Below are 17,912 nucleotides of genomic sequence, written 5' to 3'. Positions count from 1 at the left end.
CTGATCAATGACCAGTGCGCTCCTGCTCATCGACGCGTTCGACCGGATCCGGGACCAGGTCCGCGGGACGGCCGGCGGGCTCACTCCGGACCAGCTCGCCTACCGCGTCGACGCCGACGCCAACTCGATCGCGTGGCTCCTCTGGCATCTCACCCGCGTCCAGGACGACCACATCTCCGACGTCGCGGGCACAGCCCAGGCGTGGACGGACGCCGGCTGGGCCGACCGGTTCGGACTGCCGCTCGACCCGTCCGACACCGGCTACGGCCACAGCTCCGGCCAGGTCGCGGCGGTGCGGGTGGAGTCGCCGGACCTGCTCATCGGCTACCACGACGCCGTGCACGCCGCCACCGTCGAGTACGTGGGCACGGTGACCGACGGCGATCTGGGCCGCATCGTCGACCGCTCCTGGGACCCGCCGGTCACGCTGGGCGTGCGGCTGATCAGCGTGATCTCCGACTGCCTGGAGCACGCGGGCCAGGCGGCGTTCATCCGCGGCATTCTCCAGCGCGCCTAAACGGGCCTGAGGGCGCCTGAGCAGGCCTAAGCGGGCCTGAGCGGGCCGTCAGCGGTCCCGGCCGGAGACGCTCAGGCCGGTGCCGTCCCCGACCGGCTCAGCGCCCTGGGGCACCTTTGCGGACGGATGGAACCCGGACAGAAGCCGCGACCACTGCGGCCCGATGTGCTCCAGGTCGTGGGCGCGTGCGGACAGGACCGCCTGCTCCCCGAGCCGGTCGCGGAGATCGCGGTCCGTGATCAGCTCGCGGAGCGCGGCGGTGAGCGCGTCCGCGTCGCCGTTGGGGACGAGCAGCCCGTCGCGACCGTGGTCGATCAGCTCGGCGGGACCGTGCGGGCAGTCGAACGACACGACCGCCAGCCCCATGCCCATCGCCTCGATGATCACCATCGGCATGCCCTCGCGGCGCGACGACAGCGCGTAGATCGACGCGCGGGCCATCTCGCCGTGCAGGTCGCGGGTGATGGGACGCAGCTCGACCCGTCCCGTGAGGCCCAGCTCGATGATCAGCTCGTTGAGCCGATCCCGGCGCACGCCGCGGCCGAAGATCCGCAGGGTCCAGTCCGGGTGCTCGGCGGCGATCGGCGCGAACGCGCGGATGAGCAGGTCGAAGCGCTTGTTGGCGACGAGCCGCCCGGCGGCCAGCACGACCTTGTGCTCGCGCCGGGACGGGCGTCCCGGCAGCGGCGGCGCGGCGTTCGGGATCCGCACGACGCGGACGCCGGATCCGGCGAGGGCCCGCTCGTACCCGGCGCGGGCGGCCTCGGTCAGGGCGGTGACGACGGTCAGCCGCCGGTACGCGCGGACGACCTGCCGGTGCAGGGCGGGCTGGTAGGAGTCCAGGCTCATGTGGTCCTGCCCGATCGTCACGGCGCCGCGGGGCGCGAGCTCGGCCGCGAGCAGGTTCAGCGACGGGCGGGTGCCGATGACGACGTCGGCCGGGGTGCGGTACAGGGCGCGGAGGAGGCACACGTCCGTCCACATGCTCATGAGGCGGAAGGACGCCTCGTCCACCGGCGTCAGCACGCTCGGCAGCCGGGACAGGAGCCGGGCCGTCCTGCCCTTGGGCGCGAAGCGGTCGTCCGCGTACGTCACGGTCGCGCCGAGCGGGATCGCGAAGAACGGCCGCCTGCTCCGCCGGAGCGCGCTGACGATCTCGATGTCGTGGTCGCCGGCCAGGTGCCCGCAGAGGTTCAGGACGGTGCGGATCGTCCCGCCCGTCCCGTGCGCGTTCTGCAGCAGGACGCGCACGCGGAGCCGCTCACCCGGCGCCGGGACGCGGCTCCATCGCCTCCAGCGCAGCGGGCGCAGAGACCAGAGCGCCGCGCGGCGCATGACGCGATGCACCGCGCGGCGGAGGCGGCGCCTGAGCCTCGGCGGACGGCGCCCTGAGTCGTGCACCGGAGCGTTCACCGGGTCCCCCATCGCGGATGTCGGCCGTGTCCGGCTTGTTCCCGTTGATGGGCCCGGTCAACATCACCCGGTGGTCACGGAACGGTCGAGGGCGCTTCCCTTGACCCAGCGGCTCCACGACATCTCGTAGTAGCTCCAGCCGTTGAACGGGTCGAGCCCGCGCTTGCTGCCGGTGATGATGACCGGGTCGCCGCGGTAGGACCAGTTGTAGAACCACTTGGCGTCCTTGGGCGGCGAGTTCACGCAGCCGTGGCTGACGTTCTGCCGACCCTGCGCCCAGACGGTGGAGGCCATCGAGTGGACGTACTCGCCGCTGTTGGAGATCCGCACCGCGAACGGGACGACCTCCCGGTAGCCGCCGTTCTTCTTGTCCTTCGGGTCGACGCCCATCCACTCCGACGTCATGATCGCCGGATTCTCCTTGCCCATCGTGAGGTGGATGCCGCTGGTGGTGAGGTAGGTGTCGACGCCGTTGACGACGCGGCCGCCCTTGCCGGCGCTGATGGGCCAGGTCCGGACCGTTCTGCCGTTCTTCTTGACGACCGCTCTCTTCTTCTTGGTGCTGATGGTGACGATGTGCGAGTCGCCGATGCGGAACTTGCGGGAGAAGTCGTCCACGCCGTAGGTCTTCTTGCCCGACTTCACGCCGGACAGCTTGGCCGAGAACGTGACCCTCTGGTTTGGCTGCCAGTACTGGCCGTTCTTCGTCCGGAAGATGACCGTGGTGTCGTTCACCCAGTGCCAGGCGCCCGTCGCGGGCTTGGTCGACTTTACGTCCAGGACCTTCTCGACGGCCTTCTTGTCGTCGACCCCGCGGTTGAAGACGACCTGGATCGGCATGCCGATGCCGACCTTCTCGTTGTTGCTCGGGGTGACGTCGAGGATGTCGAGTTCCTTCGCCGCCTTGAGCGTGGCGAACGCGGCGTTGACCGTGGCCGTCTTGCCCTGCGGGCTCCTGGCGACGGCGGTGACCTGGTACTTGGAGCCGGGACGCAGCGTCCGCGACTTCCAGCTGGCCTTGTCGGCGGCCATCTCACCGGCGACCGGCTTGCCCTTGAGCATGACCGTGACCTGTTCGAGGGTGCCGCCCGCGGCGGTGACCACGACGCCGTCCTCCGGCTCGGCCTTGGTGTTGCCGTTCCCCGGATTGATCGTCACCTGCGGAACGCCCGCGTCGGCCTTCTCGCCGACCGTGACGCCGCCCTCCTTCTCTCCCCCGCTGCACGCCGCCGTCGTGAGCAGCAGCACGACCCCCGCCATCCCCGCACCAGCCCGAACACCTGCGGAAATCCTCCGCTGCACTGCGACCTCCCGAACCCGCCGTCTACCAGGGAGACAATAACGACAAAAACAGAGGATCATGTCATGACCCGGGGTTTTGGCAGGCGTCCGAGATCAAAGCGTTGCACGGCGCGGGCCGGGAGGGGACGGTCTCACCGCAGCGCGCTGCCCTGCCGCCACTGGTCGAACGGCAGCTGCCAGAAGCTCCAGCCGTTCATCGGCTCGACCTCGCGGTCGGTGCCGGTCAGCTCGATGACGTCGCCGCGCTGCATGGTGTCGTAGTACCACTTGGCGTTGGCGGGGCTGACGTTCAGGCAGCCGTGGCTGACGTTCGCCGACCCCTGCGAGCCGACCGACCACGGCGCCGAGTGCACGTACTCGCCGCTGTTGGAGAAGCGGACCGCGTGGTTGACGACCGTCTTGTAGTAGCCGGGGTCGCCGGGCTTGCGGCCGGGCGCCGTCATCGTGACCGGGTTGCCCTTCTCCATCAGCAGGTGGACGCCGCTGGTGGTGGTGAACTCGCGCGTCTGGCCGTTGCCGGCGCTGAACGGGATGGTCCGCAGCTTCTTGCCGTCGCGGGTGACCGTCATGTGGTGGTCGCCGATGTCGCCCTTGGTGATCTGCGCCGCACCGATGGTGAGGACGGCCTGCTCGTCCTCGGCCCCGTAGACGCCGCCGCCCGCGTTCACCCCGGCGAGGCTCGCGTGGAACCGGACGGTCTGGTGCGGCTGCCAGTACGTCTTCGTCCGGTAGATGGCCTGGTCGGCGGCGACCCAGCGCCACGCGCCCTCGACCGGCTTGTCCGGCGTGACGCGCAGCGTCCGCTCCACGGCGGCCTTGTCGGTGACCGGACGGTCGAACCGGACCATGATCGGCATCCCGACGCCGACCTTCTCGCCCTTGAGGTTCGGGGTGACGTCCACGATCGAGAGCGTCTTCTCCGCCTTGAGGGTGGTGAACGCGCTGGTCGCCGTGCGGGTCTTCCCGTCGTCGCTGGCCTGCGCAGTGACGGTGTAGGACGTGCCGGGCGTCATCGTCCGGTTGGAGCGCCACGTCTTATGCCCGTTGCCGAACGCCCCTGTGATCGTGGCGCCCCCGCCCTGGACGGTGACCTTCTGCAGCTTGCCGTCGGCGGCCTTGACCTCGATCGTCCCGTCCGGCTTGACCTGGGCGGTCCCGTTGGCCGGCGTGATCGTCACGGCGTCGGCCGAGTTCCCCGAGGCCAGGCTTCCCTCCTCGCCGGACACGCAGCCGGCCGCGAGCAGCGCGACCGCGCCCGCCCCGCCCGTGAGCGCCACCCGCATGCCCCGCCCACCGTGAATCACAACAAACTCCCCCAAACCCCGTGATCTCACCTCAAGTTGGTGAATGTTTCTAAAGAAGGGAGACGCCGCGGACCGGCCGGAAGTTCGGCCTTCCGGGCGGGAGAATCGCTGCTCAGGCGGTACGGATCACGCGGAACCGGTCAGGTGGCACCGTCCGGGACGAACCGGTCAGGCGGCCGCCGGCTCGCGGTTGACGTGGCGGACGACGCGCTTGAAGCCCCACACCGAGACGGCGACGCCGATCGCGCCCAGCCCCGCGACGATGCCGGTGCGGAACCACAGGTACATGCCGATCGACTCGTTGAACAGCATCCACAGGCTGACGGCCACGTTCGTGAACAGGACCATCGACCACAGCAGCGAGATGCGCAGGAAGAACTGGTGCACCCTGGCGTGCTTGAGGAAGGCCTCCGGGATCGGCGCCATGTCCCTGGCCAGCTTCATGGCCAGCGGCCGTCCGAGCGGGACGGAGGCGAGGAACGACAGGCTGATGATCAGCGTGCCGAGCGTCGGCTGCAGGAAGTAGACGACCGCGCTGTGCGTCGCGGCGGCCGTGATCGCGCGGACGGTCACGCCGACCGCCGCCAGCAGCAGCATCCCCGACACCGGATGACCGCGCACGAACCGGTAGATGATGCCGCCGTACACCCAGGCGACGGCGGCGACGAGCGCGCCGTTCAGCCCGAGCAGAGTCAGCGCGGCGTAGAAGACCGCGACGGGGGCGATGACCCCTTCGATGAAGCGCGGGAGCGCGTGCATCAGCAGGGCCGTGACCCGGGGCAGCTCGAAGGCGTGGTGCCCTTCGGAGGCGGGGCTCTCGAAGGCGGCGTGCGCGCCGCCCCGCGCCCCGCCGGCCTGCGCCGTCGGCGTGGGGGTCTCCGCCGCCCGGGAGGGCGCGGCGGGAGTCTTCGCCGGTCGATCCATCGAGCGCTGTGCTCCCCGATCGGTGTCCATGGAGTCGGTTGTGGTCACGATTCGCCCCACCGTACGTGATGATCGGCACGCGTCTGTCCGTTTTCGAATGATCCGGTCCGCGCGCCCCCGGTCCCCCATTGGTTCGGATTCGCCGTGCGTCCGGTGCGGGCGGCGGCCGGATCCGGCCAGAGTTGAACCGGTGTGACCCAGGCCTCACTTCCGACAGTAGCGGGTGCCCCGCTCACCGCTCCGGCGGGGCCGGCTGGACGTCGCGAGCCGCCGCGTAGATGGCCCTGAGCGTCACCGCGACCGACGGGCGGCGCACGCTCGCGGCCCTGGTCACGGCGTAGACCTCGCGGGCCAGCGTGCATTCGGGGATGCGCCGGACGGCCACGTCCTGGTCGCCGGCGGCGAGCGCCAGCGCGGGCACGGCGGTGATGCCGATGCCGCGCGCCACCAGGCTCAGGATCGTGTGCAGGCCCTCGAACTCCCACGGGACGGGACGGGCCCCGCCGACGGTGTCCATGAGCCGCTCCAGCGCCTGCCGGGACGGCTCTCCGGGCGGCGCGGCCATCCACGGCTCGTCCCTGAGCTGCTGCAGGTCGACCCGCCGCCCGGGCTCGGACATGGGGTGCGTGGCCGGGACGACCAGGACCAGCGGGTCGCGGCGCAGGTGGAAGAACTCCAGCGCGGCGGGCGACTGTTCGGGGACCTTGCCCGTCCAGTCGTCGATGAGCGCGATGTCGACCTCGCCGTTCTGCACCTGCCGGATGCCGTCGCCGGGCCGGGTCTGCCGCAGGACGAACGTCAGATCGGGGTGCTCGCCGAGGCTCTGCGCCAGCGCGGGCGCGAACGCGACGGCGGCGGTGGGGAACGCGGTCACCACGACCCGGCCCATCGGCGTGTCGGAGTGCGCCGACAGCTCCGCCTCGGCGGTCTCCACGAGGCTGAGGATCTCCTCGGCGCGGTCGGCGAGACGGCGCCCGGCGTCGGTCAGCTCGGCGCTGCGGGCGGTGCGGTCCAGCAGCGGCACGCCGCCGGCCTCGCGTTCGAGCGCGGCGAGCTGCTGGGAGACGGCGGAGGCGGTGTAGCCGAGGGCGGCGGCGGTCGCGGCGATGCTGCCGCGGCGGCCGAACTCCGCGAGAAGCCGCAGGCGGCGAAGCTCTAGCATCAGTCCATCTTACGGTCGGCATCGATGAGACTCGCTTGTGATGATGCTAAAAGCGGGAAAGTATGAATCGAACCCGGCCGGGTCGCACAGGGGGACTCCGCTCTCACCCACCGTAATCACGCATGCCCTTTGGAGCGTTCATGCCTGCCCAGAAAGAGTCCGAACCCGTCCGGCCGCTGCCGTTCGCGCCGCGTCCCGTCGCCCTGTCGGCGACGCTCGCGGTGAACGAGGCGATCGCCCGCAAGCGCAGGGAGGGCGTGCGCGTCCTGCCGCTCGGCTTCGGGGAGGCCGGGATACCCATCCACCCGGCGCTGACCCGCGAGCTCGGCGCCGCCGCGGGGCGGGGCGGCTACGGGCCGGTCGCCGGGTCGGCCGCGCTGCGCGCGGCCGCCGCGGGCTACTGGTCCCGGCGCGGGCTGCCCACCGACCCGTCAATGATCGTCGCCGGGCCGGGCAGCAAACCGCTGCTGTACGCGCTGCTGACCTCGATCGGCGGCGATGTGGTCGTGGCGTCGCCGAGCTGGGTGAGCTACGCCGCCCAGGCGTCGCTGGTGGGCGCCGAGCCGATCCGCGTCGCGACGCCGCGCGGCGAGGGCGGCGTGCCGAGCCCGGCGCTGCTGGCCGACGCCGTGGTGCGGGCCCGCGCGCGGGGGCGCGAGGTGCGGGCCGTCGTGGTGACGCTTCCCGACAACCCGACGGGGACGATGGCGTCCGAGGAGACCGTCCGGCGGCTGTGCGCGGTGGCGCGCGAGCACGGCCTGGTGATCATCTCGGACGAGATCTACCGCGACCTGGTGCACGCGCCCGGACGGCGGGTGCCGAGCCCGGCCCGGTACGCGCCGGAGCGGACCGTCGTGACGACCGCGCTGAGCAAGAGCCTGGCCGCGGGCGGCTGGCGGCTGGGCGTGGCGCGGCTGCCGGACGGCCCCTTCGGCCGCGCGCTGCGCGACAGCCTGCTGGGCGTGGCGAGCGAGGTGTGGTCAAGCGCGCCCGCGCCGATGCAGCACGCCGCCGCGTACGCGTTCGCGGAGCCGCCCGAGCTGGTGGAGCACGTCGACCGCAGCAGGCGGCTGCACGCCGCGGTCACGGGAGCGGTCGCGGACCGGTTCGCCGCCGCGGGGGCCCGCGTCACGCGTCCGGAGGCGGCGTTCTACGTCTACCCGGACTTCGGCCCGATGCGGGACGTGCTGTGCGCCAACCACGGCGTCCGGACGGCCGCCGACCTCACAGACCTGCTATTGGAACGTTACGGAGTCGGCGTCCTGCCCGGCAGCTCGTTCGGGGACGCCCCGTCCGCCCTGCGGATGCGGGTGGCGCCGAGCCAGCTCTACGGCGACGACGACGAGCAGCGCCTCGCGGCCCTGGCCTCGCCCGCCCCGGCGGACCTGCCGTGGATCGCGGACGCCCTGGACCGCCTGAGCGACGTGCTCGCCGACCTCTCCGAGACCGTCACCGCGGGCGAGCCGGTCCCCGCCTGAGCGGAGCGGGGCCCCACGGGAGCGGGCCCGCGCCTTAATTGCGGTGGGAATTGCGGAGGGTAAGGGAGTCGAACCCCTTCGAGTGTCACCTCGACGTCAGTTTTCGAAACTGCTGCCTTACCGTTCGGCCAACCCTCCGGGACACGCTGCGGGCCGTCTGCCGCGAGACGGCCCGCGGCGCCGGGCGCCAGTGGACCAGCAGGGAGTCGAACCCTGATCGCCTCCGTGCAAAGGAGGTGTGCTTCCGTTACACCACAAGCCCATCGTCCGTGCTCAGCAGGGGCGGTAGGAGTCGAACCCACTTTCCGCCGGATTTGGAGACCGGCCGCCTAACCGGTGGCTCACCCCTTCGTGCTTTTCGCATTCGTTCGATGTGTTCAATGATGCGGAGGTTCCGGGACGCGCACAAATTGTTTTCTCCGTAAAGGCTCGGATGCGCACCGTCATCACCCCGTGATGGTGCGCGGATGGGCGCCACCCGAGCCGTCCCGCGCCTATAAGCGTGGTGTAAGGTCCAACGACGCACGGGGCGAACGGCACGAATCGACCGGGGACAGGCCAACGGACGCCCGGTCCGGCCTGCCCGTGGTAAACCCGAGACAGGCACGAAGTCACGCGAGTGATGAAGAAGGCGAGGGGGCCCGCCATGAGGCATGCACGGGACGGCGCTGCCGCGGCGATGAGCGCCGCCTCCAGGATTCTCGTCGCGCGGGGCAAGAACGAGCCCCAGGAGATGGAGAACCCGGACGTCGCCTGGGGCCAGCGCGCCCGCGACGGCGTGTGGGTGCCGACCAAGGACGGGCAGCGCATCCACCTCGGCATTGACGTGGCCGCGGCCGACACCGTCGCGCAGGTGCTGCGCCCCAGCCTGCGGGTGTTCGTGGGCGTGGACGTCGACACCGACATCGTCGCCCAGACGACCGCCGGCGGGGTGCGGCTGCTGACGGTGATCCACGGCCCGGACGCCCCCTCGGAGTTCCGGTTCTCGGTGTCCCTCGCCGACGGCCTGGCGCTGGAGTCGATGCCGTCGGGCGGGTACGACGTCGTCCACCTGCGCTACGGCGCGACCGTGGGACGCCTCTACAACCCGTGGGCGAGCGACTCGATGTTCCGCCAGGTGAAGGCGGACTACACGCTGGAGGGGACGGCCGTCACGATGCGCGTCCAGCACTCCGACGCCTACTACCCCGTCGTCGCCGACCCCAACTACGAGCGCTGACCGACCGCACGGGCCCCCGGCCTTTTAAGCTTCCAGTCGCCTGAGCCTGTCCTCTTTCCCGGTTGTGACCCTGTCCGGAATGCGGAACTGTACGCGCCGCATCACGGGGTGCGCATGGACGTGCCGGATTCTCGTCATATGGTTGTGCACCACGGGCCGCGTCCCCGGCCCCGGCAGCACGCGTTCCTGCAAAGGGCGGGCCGGGCACACGACCGCCCCGGGTCCCCGAGACTGGAGCCATCGTGATCTTCACTCATGACACCGAGCACGCGCTCGCCGTCGTCGTCGACCTGATCAACACCGGCCCGGCGGCGTCCGGGGCCGAGGAGCTCGCCGGGCTGCCCGGCCTGCACGCGTTCGTGGACCGCAACGACTTCAGCGACATCGGCGAGCTGGGCGGCGTCGACCTCGCCCGCGTCCTGGACCTGCGCGAGCGGTTCCACGCCGTGTTCCGCGCCGAGGACGTCCCGGCCGCCGTCCAGAAGATCAACGAGATCGTCGGCGAGGTCCGCACCACCCCGCACCTGACCGACCACGACGGCTACAGCTGGCACGTGCACTACTTCGCGCCGGGCGCGCCGCTCGGCGAGCACCTGGCCGCCGACTGCGGGATGGCGCTGGCGCACGTCGTGGCGGCGGGCGAGCTGGACCGGCTGCGCACCTGCGAGGCCCCGGACTGCTCACGCGTCCTGGTGGACCTGTCCCGCAACCGCTGCCGCCGCTACTGCGACAGCCGCACCTGCGGCAACCGCATGCACGTCGCGGCCTACCGCGCCCGCCAACGCGAGGCCGCGCTGTAGGGCGTTCAGTCCCGCAGGGCGGTAACGGCGGAAAGGGCCTGGCGGGCGGCCTTGACGTCGTGGACGCGGAACACGCGGGCGCCCAGCAGGGCGGAGACGCCGAGGACGGCCAGGGTGCCGACGCCGCGCTTGTCGACGGGGCGGCCGAGCGTCTCCCCGATGAAGTCCTTGTTGGACACCGCGACCAGTACCGGCCAGCCGGTGGCGGTCAGCTCGCCGAGCCGGCGGGTGATCTCCAGAGACTGGCGGGTGTTCTTGCCGAAGTCGTGCGCGGGGTCGATGAGGATGGCGTCCCGGCGGACGCCCAGCGCCGCCGCGCGCTTCGCCTCGGTCGTCACGTGGGCGATCACGTCGCTGACGACGTCGTCGTAGGCGACGCGGTGCGGGCGGGTGCGGGGCGCGAGGGCGCCGGCGTGCGCGCAGACGAGGCCGATGCCATGGTCGGCGGCGACCTCGGCCAGCCGCCGGTCGGGCCCGCCCCAGGTGTCGTTGAGCAGGTCGGCGCCCGCCCGCGCCACCGCCTCGCCGACCTCGGCCCGCCAGGTGTCGACGCTGATCACGACGCCGGGATGGCGCGCGCGGACGGCGGCGACGAGCCCGACGACGCGGCGCAGTTCCTCGGCGACGCCGACGTCCTCGCCGGGGCCCGCCTTCACGCCGCCGATGTCGACGATGTCGGCGCCCTCCGCGACCGCGCGGTCCACGGCGGCGAGCGCGGCGTCGAAGCCGTAGGTGGCGCCCTTGTCGAAGAACGAGTCGGGCGTGCGGTTCACCACGGCCATGATCGCGTGCGGGCCGAGTTCGCGCCCGTTCAGCCGCAGCGGCGTCTCTGGAGGGCTCATGATGGTCTCACCGTGGCACATCGGGGCCCGGCCTCGCGAACAGAAGCGAATTCGGTTCAAAGGCCGCCCTCCCTCGTCAGCATCGCGGCAGGGTCGCTAACCTCATATTTCACGCTCGTCGCGGGTCCACCCGTGGTGGGCCAGCATCGGACCTAATCAGTGGAGGATCCGCTGTCCAGGCGAGCACTCATCACCGGCATCACCGGACAGGACGGCTCGTATCTCGCCGAGCATCTGCTCGCGCTGGGGTACGAGGTCTGGGGCCTGGTGCGGGGGCAGGCGAACCCCCATGTGTCGCGGCTCCGCAAGCACATCGGCGACGTGCAGATCACCACCGGCGACCTGCTCGACCAGGGCAGCCTGATCTCGGCGGTGGAGCACGTCCGGCCGGACGAGGTCTACAACCTCGGCGCGATCTCCTACGTGCCGATGTCGTGGCAGCAGGCCGAGCTGACCGCCGAGGTCACCGGCATGGGCGTGCTGCGGATGCTGGAGGCGATCCGCGTGGTGTCGGGCATCAGCCCGTCCCGGACGCCGGGCCGCGAGCAGATCCGCTTCTACCAGGCGTCGTCGTCGGAGATGTTCGGGATGGTCCGGGAGACGCCGCAGAACGAGGCGACGCCGTTCCACCCGCGCAGCCCGTACGGGGTGGCGAAGAGCTACGGGCACTACATCACGCAGAACTACCGCGAGTCGTACGGGATGTTCGCGGTCAGCGGGATCCTGTTCAACCACGAGTCGCCGCGCCGGGGCGCCGAGTTCGTCACCCGGAAGGTGTCGCTCGGCGCGGCCCGCATCAAGCTGGGCCTGGCGTCCGAGCTGCGGCTGGGGAACCTCGACGCGCGCCGCGACTGGGGTTTCGCGGGCGACTACGCCCGCGCGATGCGGCTGATGCTGGCCCAGGACGCCCCGGAGGACTTCGTCATCGGGACGGGCCACACCCAGTCGGTCCGGGAGCTGGTGGAGTTCGCGTTCCGCACGGCGGGCCTGAACTGGGAGGACCACGTCGTCCTGGACGCGAAGTACACGCGCCCCGCGGAGGTCGACCTGCTGTGCGCCGACCCGAAGAAGGCCCGCGAGCAGCTCGGCTGGGAGCCCGCGGTGACGTTCGAGGAGCTCGTCACGATGATGGTCGAGTCGGACCTGCGGCTGCTGTCGGAATCGGCGCGCCCCGAGGACGAGCCGTTCAGCCCCGACCATTGGTGAACGGCCGTTCGGTGTTCCGCGGCGAGGGCCATTGGTGATCCTGTGACCCGGGCCGTGGCACGATTCAGATATGGCCACTTGCGAACATGTGCGGAGCATTCCGGCGGAGGATCCGTCGCCCAACACGCCGCAGGGCTGCGAGGAGTGCCTGGCAGAGGGCACCAGGTGGGTCCATCTGCGGCTCTGCCTGGGCTGCGGGCACGTGGGCTGCTGCGACTCCTCCCCCATGAGGCACGCCACGGCGCACTTCGAGAAGGAAGGGCACCCGATCGTCCGGTCGTTCGAGCCGGGCGAGGACTGGCGCTGGTGCTTCGTCGATGAACTGATCGTCTGATGCCGGACGTCCGGCTGGGCACCGGACCTGGCCGCTGGATCCTGCTCGCGACGGTGCTGGGGTCGAGCGTGGCGATGCTCGACTCCACGGTCGTGAACGTCGCGCTGCCCAGGCTGGCGCGCGACCTGGACGCCGACATGGCCGGGCTGCAGTGGACGGTGAACGCCTACACGCTGACGCTCGCCGGGTTCATCCTGCTCGGCGGCTCCCTCGGCGACCGGTACGGGCGGCGCCGGATCTTCCTCGTCGGCGTCGTGTGGTTCGCGGTCGCGTCGGTGCTGTGCGGGCTGGCGCTGAACATCGAGATGCTGATCGTGTCGCGGGCGCTGCAGGGCGTGGGCGGGGCGCTGCTCACCCCGGGCTCGCTGGCGATCATCCAGGCGTCGTTCGCCGCCGACGACCGGCCGCGCGCGGTCGGGGCCTGGTCGGGGCTCGGCGGCGTGGCGGGCGCGATCGGGCCGTTCGCGGGCGGCTGGCTGGTGGAGGCGGCGGGCTGGCGGTGGGTGTTCCTGCTGAACGTGCCGCTGACCGCCGTGGTGGTGCTGGTCGCGGTGCGGCACGTCCCGGAGAGCGTCGACCCGGAGGCGCGCGGGCGCTTCGACGTGCTCGGCGCGGCGCTGGCGGCGCTCGCGCTGGCCGGGACGACGTACGCGCTGACCGAGGCGCCGGGCGGCAACGCGTCCCCGGTGGTCATCGCCGCCACGGCCGGGGCGGGCGCCGCCGCGGCCGTCGCGTTCGTGCTGGTCGAGAAGATCCGCGGCAAAGGCGGCAGAAGAGGGGCGAAAGCCGCCGGGCGGGCCGGACGCGAGGCACCGCGCCCGATGCTGCCGCTGGACGTGTTCGCCTCCCGGCAGTTCACCGCCATCAACGTCGTCACGTTCATCATGTACGGCGGGATGGGCGTGATGTTCTTCCTGTTCGTGCTGAACCTGCAGGTCGTCGGCGGCTTCTCGCCGATCGCGGCGGGCACGGCGCTGCTGCCCGTCACGGTGCTGATGCTGCTGCTGTCCGCGCGGGCGGGCGCGCTCGCGCAGAAGATCGGCCCGCGGATCCCGATGACGGCCGGGCTCGTGGTCGCGGCGGTCGGAATGCTGCTGGTCGGCCGGATCGACGCGGACTCGTCCTACGTGCGGGACGTCCTGCCCGCCGTGATCGTGTTCGGGCTCGGCCTGGCGGCGGTGGTCGCGCCGCTCACCGCGACCGTCCTTGCCACCGCGGACGTCAACCACGCGGGCGTGGCCAGCGGCGTCAACAACGCGGTGGCGCGGGCGGCGGGGCTGCTGACGGTGGCGGCGATCCCGCCGCTGGCCGGGCTGACCGGCGACGCCTACGACGACCCGGCCGCGTTCTCGGACGGGTTCCGGATCGCGATGGTCGTGTGCGCCGCGATGCTCGCCGCCGGCGCGGTGCTGAGCTTCCTGACGGTCGACGACGACGCGCTGCGCGCCCCGTCCGGCGAGGCGGTCGAGCCGGAGTGCCGGAGCCACTGCGGGGTCGGCGCGCCGCAGCTGCAGCCCGAGCCGGAGCCCGCCCCGGCCAAGGCCGCCGGGGGCCCGCCGCCTTGATCACCAGGTCGGGGCGGGTTCAATCTCGGTCCGATTCCGGCTATGTCCAAGACCGAATGGGTTCATTGGCATACGGTCGGTGCATGAATCTGCGGCAGCTGCGCTATGTCGTGGCGACCGCCGACCACGGCACGATGACGTCGGCGGCCCAGGCTCTCTACGTGGCTCAGCCCGCGCTCTCGCGGGCGGTCCGCGAGCTGGAGCGCGAGCTCGGCGTCGAACTGTTCGCGCGTTCCGGCCGCGGCGTCGTCCTCACGCCGGTCGGCGAGCAGGTGGTCCGGCAGGCCAGGGTCGCGCTGGACGCCGTCGACGCGATCGAGGGCCTGGCGGTGACCCGGTCCAACGGGCGCGGCGCCGACCTGCGCATCGCCGTCACCTCCACGCTGGAGCCCGAGCTGACCGGACGGCTCCTGCCCCGCTTCGCCCGCGACCAGCCGGCCGTCCGGGTCCGGGTGATCCGCTGCGAGGACCGCGACCGCGTCGCGGCGGCGCTGCGCGCGGGCCGCGCCGACCTCGCCCTGACCGACCTGCCCGTGCCCGGCGACATGACCGCGCACCCGTTCGAGCAGCGGGAGGTCGTGCTGATCTCGCCGCCGGCGCTGAAGATGCGCGAGCCGGTGCCGGTGCACGCGCTGGACGGGATGCGCCTCGTGCTGCCCGCCCGCGGCGGCGCCCGCCGCGCCGAGATCGACACCGTGCTGCGGCGGGTCGGCGCCACCCCGGTCGCCGCGGTGGAGTCCGACGAGCGCGGCGCCTGGATGGGCTGGGTCCGCGCCGGGATGGGCTCGCTGCTGTGGTACCGCAACCAGCTCGACGACACCGAGGGCGTGACCGTCCGGTCGTTCATGCCGCCGATCACCCGGATGACCGGAATCGTCCACGCGCACCGCAAGCTGCCGCCCGCCGCCCGCGACTTCCTCACCTTCGCCAAGGACACGGCCCGCGACCCCCACTGACCGTCGCACTTCCCGGGGGGCCTGGGGGTCGTCCCCCCGGAGGCGATGCGGTCGCGGGGCGCGTGCGATCATCTGGTGAGTGGGGACGACGCACGCACTCTGGCTGCTGGCCGTTCCGGTCACCGCCCTGGTCGTGGCCGCGGGCGCGCGGCGGGCCGGGCTCTCGGCGCCGCTGGTCCTGGTGATCGCGGGGCTGTCCGTCTCGTTCGTGCCGGGGGTGCCGGAGTTCGAGCTCGACCCGGAGATCGCGCTGTACGTATTCCTGCCGCCGCTGCTGTTCGCGGCGGCCTGGAAGAGCTCCTACGTGGGCCTGCGCGAGAACGCATGGTCGATCGGGTTCCTGTCGGTCGGGCTGGTGCTGTTCACCACGTTCGCGGTGGGGTACGCGGCGTACCTGCTGGTCCCGGGCCTGCCGCTGCCGGCGGCGTTCGTGCTCGGCGCGATCGTGGCGCCGCCGGACGCGGTCGCGGCGGTGAGCGTCGCGCAGCGCCTCGGCCTGCCGCGCCGGACGGTGACGATCCTGGTCGGCGAGAGCCTGTTCAACGACGCGACGGCGCTGACGGCGTTCCGCGTCGCGCTGATCGCGGCGACCGGTGCGGGCTTCACGCTCGTGGACGGCGTGTGGCGCTTCCTGTTCGCCGCCGCCGTCGGGGCGGCGGTCGGGCTGCTGCTCGGGCCGCCGCTGCACTGGCTGCGGACGCGGCTGAACGATCCGCTGGTGGAGAACGCCGTCGCGGTCGTGACGCCGTTCGGCGCGTACCTGATCGCCGAGAGCGTGCACGCGTCCGGGGTCATCGCGGTGGTGGTCAGCGGGCTGTACCTGGGGCACCGGGCGACCGAGTCGACCGCCGTGACCCGGCTGATCGGGCAGTCGTTCTGGAAGGTCATGGTCTTCATCCTGGAGTCCGTGGTGTTCCTGCTCATCGGCCTGCAGCTGCCGCCGGTGATCGACGGGCTGTCGGACCGGAGCACGCCGCAGCTGGTCTGGTGGGCGCTGGCGATCTTCACGGTCACGGTCGTCGCGCGTTTCGTGTGGGTGTTCCCGGCCTCGTACGTCCCGCGGCTGCTGTCGAAGCGGCAGCGGGAGCGCGAGGACCCGGGGTGGCGCGGCCGGACGATCGCCTCCTGGGCGGGCATGCGCGGCGTGGTGTCGCTGGCCGCCGCGTTCGCGGTCCCGTTCGCCACCTCTGCGGACGAACCGTTCCCCGGACGCGACCTGATCCTGTTCCTGACGTTCACGACCGTCCTCGGGACGTTGCTGGTGCAGGGGCTGACGTTCCCGGCGCTGATCCGCGCGCTCGGCGTCGGCGGCGACCGCGAGCGCTACGCCGACACCGTCGCGGAGGCGGGCGCGCAGCACGCCGCCGCCCAGGCGGCGCTGGCGCGCCTGGACGAGCTGACCGCCGAGCAGGAGCTGGACGCCGCGGTCGTGGAGCGGCTCCGGCAGCTGGCCGAGCACCGGCAGCTGCGCGCCTGGGAGCGGCTCGGCGGCGGGACGGGCCCGGAGGGCGAGGAGGTGCCGACGGCGGCGTACCGGCGGCTGCGCCGGGAGATGCTCGCGGCGGAGCGGCGGGTGTTCGTCCGGATGCGGGACGAGCGCCGCATCGACGACGAGGTGCTGACCCGCGTCATGCACGAGCTGGACCTGGAGGAGGCGGCCCTCAACCGCGAGTAGGCCCGCGTCCGCGGGCAGGCACGCGGGCAGGCCCGTGCCCCCGGCCACGGCTGGGCGCCGTAGCCGGGGCGGCCGGGTGCGGCTGCGGGGTCAGGACGACCCGTTGAGGGGCTGGTCGGGCAGCTCGACGGTGTAGGACTCCTTCACCACGTCCAGGTGGTGCCAGGACTCCTTGACCGTCACGCCGGGCACGGCGCGGATGGCGTCCAGCACGGCGACCAGCTCGCTGCGCGAGGCCGCCTCGGCCTGCCCGACGATGTCGTAGCGGCCGAAGCCGGTCGCCAGGTAGCGGATGCCGTCCTGCGCGGCGACCGCGTCGGCCGCCTTCCGCAGCCCGCCGGTGACCACCAGCCCGAACCCGCCGAGCTCGGCCGCACCGAGGGCCAGCGGGTCGGCCAGGCCGGTGACCTGGATGACGCCCGAGCGCATCAGCCTGACCACCCGGGCCCGGGTGGCGGCCTGCGACAGGCCGATGATGTGCGCGAGACGGGTGTAAGGGGCGCGCCCGTCGCGCTGCAGCTCCTGCAGGAGCCGCCAGTCGATGCCGTCGAGGGTGACCTCGCCGAGCTCGCGCACCACCGCGTGCGTGTCGCGCACGGTGGCCACCGACCGGAACACCTCCGCCGCGCGGACGCCGGGGACGGACCTGATCTGGTCCACCTCGGCGGCGAGCGCGGCGTCGTCGCGGGTGCGCACCTGCGCGACCAGGTCGTACGGGCCGGCGGTCAGGGCGGCGAAGCTGACGGCGGTCCGCTCGGCGACGGCAGCGGCCACCTTCCGCGCCGAGCCGTCCACGGTGACCGAGAGGTGCCCGATCGCCTCGGCGCCGACGACGGCGGCGTGCACGATGCCGACGACGCGGACGACCTGCGTTTCGAGAAGGTGCTGCACCCGTGCCCGCACGGCCGTGCGGGAAAGCCCGACGCGGTCGGCGAGCGCCTGGAACGTCGCCCTGCCATCCCGCTGGAGCTCGCGGACGAGCACGGCGTCGACCGCATCCAGCACGGCTGTCCTCCTCGACATGTGATGGAGATGAATCGGTTTGTCGACAACTGCAAGATCATTCCATTTCAGGACGGTATGACGTCAAATATTGATCTTGCTCGTGTTCACCGTGCCCGGCGGCCGTCGAAGCGTCTGCGGCGGGCTGCGCGCGGCGACGTTTCCGGCGCCGGATAATCCCGTCCGAAAGCACAACGCGGCCGGCTCACAACG

General features: G+C 72.2%; 16 protein-coding genes and 3 tRNA genes. 9 read left to right on the top strand and 10 right to left on the bottom strand.

Features of this window, described 5'->3' with window-relative positions:
- Window positions 1–7: 7 nt before the first annotated feature.
- The gene (locus tag E1287_RS23290) at window positions 8–517 is read left to right on the top strand and encodes a DUF664 domain-containing protein (protein WP_131967169.1); all 510 of its coding nucleotides are present in this window, start codon (window positions 8–10) and stop codon (window positions 515–517) included.
- Between the two features lie 48 nt (window positions 518–565).
- Here the strand turns inward: E1287_RS23290 and E1287_RS23285 are convergent, their stop codons facing one another.
- From E1287_RS23285 to E1287_RS23265, 5 genes are all read right to left on the bottom strand, one after another.
- A complete protein-coding gene (locus E1287_RS23285) occupies window positions 566–1,930 on the bottom strand; it encodes a glycosyltransferase family 4 protein (RefSeq protein ID WP_243719357.1) in 1,365 nt (454 codons plus the stop codon).
- A 63-nt stretch (window positions 1,931–1,993) separates the two neighbouring features.
- Window positions 1,994–3,190 (bottom strand): Ig-like domain-containing protein, encoded by a 1,197-nt coding sequence (locus E1287_RS23280; protein ID WP_131967167.1) that lies wholly within the window; start codon window positions 3,188–3,190, stop codon window positions 1,994–1,996.
- 173 nt (window positions 3,191–3,363) lie between these two features.
- Window positions 3,364–4,515, bottom strand: coding sequence for an Ig-like domain-containing protein (locus tag E1287_RS23275; RefSeq protein WP_131967166.1), 1,152 nt, complete (start codon window positions 4,513–4,515; stop codon window positions 3,364–3,366).
- A gap of 189 nt (window positions 4,516–4,704) precedes the next feature.
- Window positions 4,705–5,460 carry a DUF3159 domain-containing protein gene (locus E1287_RS23270; protein ID WP_243719356.1) on the bottom strand — a complete coding sequence of 252 codons (756 nt, stop codon included), beginning with the start codon at window positions 5,458–5,460 and terminating at the stop codon, window positions 4,705–4,707.
- A 232-nt stretch (window positions 5,461–5,692) separates the two neighbouring features.
- The gene (locus tag E1287_RS23265; protein ID WP_131967165.1) at window positions 5,693–6,622 is read right to left on the bottom strand and encodes a LysR family transcriptional regulator; all 930 of its coding nucleotides are present in this window, start codon (window positions 6,620–6,622) and stop codon (window positions 5,693–5,695) included.
- A gap of 140 nt (window positions 6,623–6,762) precedes the next feature.
- On the opposite strand from E1287_RS23265, the gene E1287_RS23260 reads away from it, so the two are divergent.
- Entirely contained in the window at window positions 6,763–8,100 is a 1,338-nt protein-coding gene (locus E1287_RS23260) for a pyridoxal phosphate-dependent aminotransferase (protein WP_131967164.1), read from the top strand.
- Between the two features lie 53 nt (window positions 8,101–8,153).
- Here the strand turns inward: E1287_RS23260 and E1287_RS23255 are convergent.
- The 3 genes from E1287_RS23255 to E1287_RS43920 form a co-directional block, all read right to left on the bottom strand.
- Window positions 8,154–8,238: transfer RNA gene (locus E1287_RS23255), tRNA-Ser, on the bottom strand.
- Between the two features lie 53 nt (window positions 8,239–8,291).
- Window positions 8,292–8,362, bottom strand: a tRNA-Ala gene (locus tag E1287_RS23250).
- 15 nt (window positions 8,363–8,377) lie between these two features.
- A tRNA-Trp gene (locus E1287_RS43920) sits at window positions 8,378–8,449 on the bottom strand.
- Between the two features lie 297 nt (window positions 8,450–8,746).
- On the opposite strand from E1287_RS43920, the gene E1287_RS23245 reads away from it, so the two are divergent.
- Together E1287_RS23245 and E1287_RS23240 are read left to right on the top strand one after the other, a co-directional pair.
- Window positions 8,747–9,319 (top strand): hypothetical protein, encoded by a 573-nt coding sequence (locus E1287_RS23245; protein WP_131967163.1) that lies wholly within the window; start codon window positions 8,747–8,749, stop codon window positions 9,317–9,319.
- A 242-nt stretch (window positions 9,320–9,561) separates the two neighbouring features.
- Window positions 9,562–10,119 (top strand): CGNR zinc finger domain-containing protein, encoded by a 558-nt coding sequence (locus tag E1287_RS23240; RefSeq protein ID WP_131967162.1) that lies wholly within the window; start codon window positions 9,562–9,564, stop codon window positions 10,117–10,119.
- 5 nt (window positions 10,120–10,124) lie between these two features.
- On the opposite strand, the gene folP is transcribed toward E1287_RS23240, so the two are convergent.
- Window positions 10,125–10,961 (bottom strand): dihydropteroate synthase, encoded by an 837-nt coding sequence (gene folP / locus E1287_RS23235; protein WP_131967161.1) that lies wholly within the window; start codon window positions 10,959–10,961, stop codon window positions 10,125–10,127.
- Between the two features lie 171 nt (window positions 10,962–11,132).
- Between folP and E1287_RS23230 the strand changes: the two genes are divergently transcribed.
- The 5 genes from E1287_RS23230 to E1287_RS23210 all read left to right on the top strand — a co-directional run bounded on the left by E1287_RS23230 (window position 11,133) and on the right by E1287_RS23210 (window position 16,697).
- The gene (locus E1287_RS23230; protein WP_131967181.1) at window positions 11,133–12,167 is read left to right on the top strand and encodes a GDP-mannose 4,6-dehydratase; all 1,035 of its coding nucleotides are present in this window, start codon (window positions 11,133–11,135) and stop codon (window positions 12,165–12,167) included.
- 70 nt (window positions 12,168–12,237) lie between these two features.
- A complete protein-coding gene (locus E1287_RS23225; RefSeq protein ID WP_131967160.1) occupies window positions 12,238–12,501 on the top strand; it encodes a UBP-type zinc finger domain-containing protein in 264 nt (87 codons plus the stop codon).
- Complete coding sequence (locus tag E1287_RS23220) at window positions 12,501–14,066, top strand: MFS transporter (RefSeq protein WP_131967159.1); 1,566 nt, start codon at window positions 12,501–12,503, stop codon at window positions 14,064–14,066. The genes E1287_RS23225 and E1287_RS23220 overlap by 1 nt, the downstream gene beginning before the upstream one ends.
- A gap of 83 nt (window positions 14,067–14,149) precedes the next feature.
- Window positions 14,150–15,022: a LysR family transcriptional regulator gene (locus E1287_RS23215; protein WP_131967158.1), complete on the top strand. Its 873-nt coding sequence runs from the start codon at window positions 14,150–14,152 to the stop codon at window positions 15,020–15,022.
- A gap of 79 nt (window positions 15,023–15,101) precedes the next feature.
- Window positions 15,102–16,697: a Na+/H+ antiporter gene (locus tag E1287_RS23210; protein ID WP_131967157.1), complete on the top strand. Its 1,596-nt coding sequence runs from the start codon at window positions 15,102–15,104 to the stop codon at window positions 16,695–16,697.
- 90 nt (window positions 16,698–16,787) lie between these two features.
- Here the strand turns inward: E1287_RS23210 and E1287_RS23205 are convergent, their stop codons facing one another.
- On the bottom strand, window positions 16,788–17,702 hold the full coding sequence (locus tag E1287_RS23205) for an Lrp/AsnC family transcriptional regulator (protein WP_131967156.1): 915 nt from the start codon (window positions 17,700–17,702) through the stop codon (window positions 16,788–16,790).
- Window positions 17,703–17,912 lie beyond the last annotated feature (210 nt).

It is taken from the genome of Actinomadura sp. KC06, assembly GCF_004348735.1.
Taxonomy (GTDB): Bacteria; Actinomycetota; Actinomycetes; order Streptosporangiales; family Streptosporangiaceae; genus Spirillospora.
The sequence above is the reverse complement of the archived record's forward strand: the minus strand, read 5'-3'. Positions and strand labels throughout refer to the sequence as shown.

What these genes read in the sequence shown, in the direction of transcription:
- E1287_RS23265 (WP_131967165.1), bottom strand. Translation starts at nt 6,622, where the DNA reads ATGCTAGAGCTTCGCCGCCTGCGGCTTCTCGCGGAGTTCGGCCGCCGC.
- E1287_RS23270 (WP_243719356.1), bottom strand. Translation starts at nt 5,460, where the DNA reads ATGGATCGACCGGCGAAGACTCCCGCCGCGCCCTCCCGGGCGGCGGAG.
- E1287_RS23245 (WP_131967163.1), top strand. Translation starts at nt 8,747, where the DNA reads ATGAGGCATGCACGGGACGGCGCTGCCGCGGCGATGAGCGCCGCCTCC.
- E1287_RS23275 (WP_131967166.1), bottom strand. Translation starts at nt 4,515, where the DNA reads ATGCGGGTGGCGCTCACGGGCGGGGCGGGCGCGGTCGCGCTGCTCGCG.
- E1287_RS23260 (WP_131967164.1), top strand. Translation starts at nt 6,763, where the DNA reads ATGCCTGCCCAGAAAGAGTCCGAACCCGTCCGGCCGCTGCCGTTCGCG.
- E1287_RS23220 (WP_131967159.1), top strand. Translation starts at nt 12,501, where the DNA reads ATGCCGGACGTCCGGCTGGGCACCGGACCTGGCCGCTGGATCCTGCTC.
- E1287_RS23225 (WP_131967160.1), top strand. Translation starts at nt 12,238, where the DNA reads ATGGCCACTTGCGAACATGTGCGGAGCATTCCGGCGGAGGATCCGTCG.
- E1287_RS23280 (WP_131967167.1), bottom strand. Translation starts at nt 3,190, where the DNA reads ATGGCGGGGGTCGTGCTGCTGCTCACGACGGCGGCGTGCAGCGGGGGA.
- E1287_RS23290 (WP_131967169.1), top strand. Translation starts at nt 8, where the DNA reads ATGACCAGTGCGCTCCTGCTCATCGACGCGTTCGACCGGATCCGGGAC.
- folP (WP_131967161.1), bottom strand. Translation starts at nt 10,961, where the DNA reads ATGAGCCCTCCAGAGACGCCGCTGCGGCTGAACGGGCGCGAACTCGGC.
- E1287_RS23215 (WP_131967158.1), top strand. Translation starts at nt 14,150, where the DNA reads ATGAATCTGCGGCAGCTGCGCTATGTCGTGGCGACCGCCGACCACGGC.